This window comes from Methylobacterium sp. WL103 (assembly GCF_008039885.1).
Classification (GTDB): Bacteria; Pseudomonadota; Alphaproteobacteria; order Rhizobiales; family Beijerinckiaceae; genus Methylobacterium; species Methylobacterium cerastii.
On sequence record NZ_VRUX01000709.1, the window covers coordinates 1 to 1921 of the forward strand.

Sequence of the window (1921 nt, forward strand, 5' to 3'; positions counted from 1 at the left end):
CCCCCTCGATTTTGGACGGTTTGTCTGAGACGTCTGCGTTGCGTCTGTTGCCGGAGAGCGACCTTCCGGCGGTTGCGGAGGCGGTTCGGTCTGAGATGATCGAGACCGTGTCGGTGACGGGCGGGCATCTCGGGTCCGGGCTCGGGGTGGTCGAGCTGACGGTGGCGTTGCACCACGTGTTCGACACGCCCGACGACCGGATCGTGTGGGACGTCGGGCACCAGGCCTACCCGCACAAGATCCTGACCGGCCGGCGCGACCGGATGCGGACGCTGCGGCAGGGCGGCGGGCTGTCGGGCTTCACCAAGCGCTCGGAGAGCGAGTACGACCCGTTCGGGGCGGCGCATTCCTCGACCTCGATCTCGGCGGCGCTGGGCATGGCGGTGGCGCGGGATCTCCACGCGGCGGCCGAGAAGGCGCGCGGGCACGAGGCGCCCAAGCGCCGCAACATGATCGCGGTGATCGGCGACGGCTCGATGTCGGCGGGCATGGCCTACGAGGCGATGAACAACGCCGGCGCGCTGCACTCGCGGCTGATCGTGATCCTGAACGACAACGACATGTCGATCGCGCCCCCTGTCGGCGCGATGTCGGCCTACCTCGCGCGCCTGGCGTCGGGCGGGGCGTATCGCGGCCTGCGCGAGACCGCCAAGCAGCTCGGCAAGCTGCTGCCGAAGGCGATCTACCAGCGTGCGGCGCAGGCCGAGGAGTTCGCCCGCGGGCTGATCGTCGGCTCGGGCACGATGTTCGAGGAGATGGGCTTCCACTACGTCGGGCCGGTGGACGGGCACAACCTCGACCACCTGCTGCCGGTGCTGAAGAACGTGCGCGACAGCGAGCAGGGCCCGATCCTGCTGCACGTCGTGACGCGCAAGGGCAAGGGCTACGCCCCGGCCGAGGCGTCGGCCGACCGCTACCACGGCGTGGTGAAGTTCGACGTGCTCTCGGGGGTGCAGACCAAGGCCAAGGCCAACGCGCCGGCCTACACGCGGGTGTTCGGCGAGAGCCTGATCAAGGCGGCGGACGCCGACGAGAAGGTGGTGGCGATCACCGCGGCGATGCCGGGCGGCACCGGTATCGACCTGTTCGGCAAGGCGCATCCCGACCGGACCTTCGACGTGGGCATCGCCGAGCAGCATGCGGTGACGTTCGCCGGAGGTCTCGCGACGGAGGGCTACAAGCCGTTCGTGGCGATCTACTCGACCTTCCTGCAGCGGGCCTACGACCAGGTCATCCACGACGTGGCGCTGCAGAACCTTCCCGTTCGCTTCGCCCTCGACCGGGCGGGCCTGGTGGGGGCGGACGGGGCGACGCATGCGGGCGCGTTCGACCTGGCGTATCTGTGCTGCCTGCCGAACATGACGGTGATGGCGGCGGCCGACGAGGCCGAGCTGGTGCACATGGTGGCGACCTGCCACGCGCACGATTCCGGCCCGATCGCGCTGCGCTACCCGCGCGGCGAGGGCGTGGGCGTCGAGATGCCGGAGGTCGGTGTCCCGCTGGCGATCGGGCGCGGCCGGATCGTGACGCGGCCGGAGAATGCGCGGGTGGCGCTGCTGTCGCTCGGCACGCGCCTGGGCGAGGCGCTGAAGGCGGCCGAGACGCTGTCGGCGGCCGGCATCGCGGTGACGGTGGCGGACGCGCGCTTCGCCAAGCCGCTCGACGAAGCGCTGATCCTGGACCTCGCGGCCAGCCACGAGGTGCTGATCACCCTGGAGGAGGGCTCGCGCGGCGGGTTCGGGGCGATGGTGCTGCACCTGCTCACCGAGCGCGGGGTGCTGGACGCGATGCGGCTTCGGGTCCGCACGATGACGCTGCCGGACGCCTACCAGGACCACGACAGCCCCGACAAGATGTACGCCGAAGCCGGCCTCGACGCCGCCAGCATCGTCAAAAAGGTCGAGGAAATCCTGCCCGAGCG

The 1921-nt window shown here is 70.6% G+C and carries 1 protein-coding gene; it reads left to right on the top strand.

Annotation, left to right across the window (positions count from 1 at the left end; genetic code table 11):
- Positions 1 to 8: 8 nt before the first annotated feature.
- Positions 9 to 1921: 1-deoxy-D-xylulose-5-phosphate synthase (gene dxs, locus FV222_RS24505; RefSeq protein WP_246685643.1), on the top strand; the 1913-nt coding region annotated here is incomplete at its 3' end.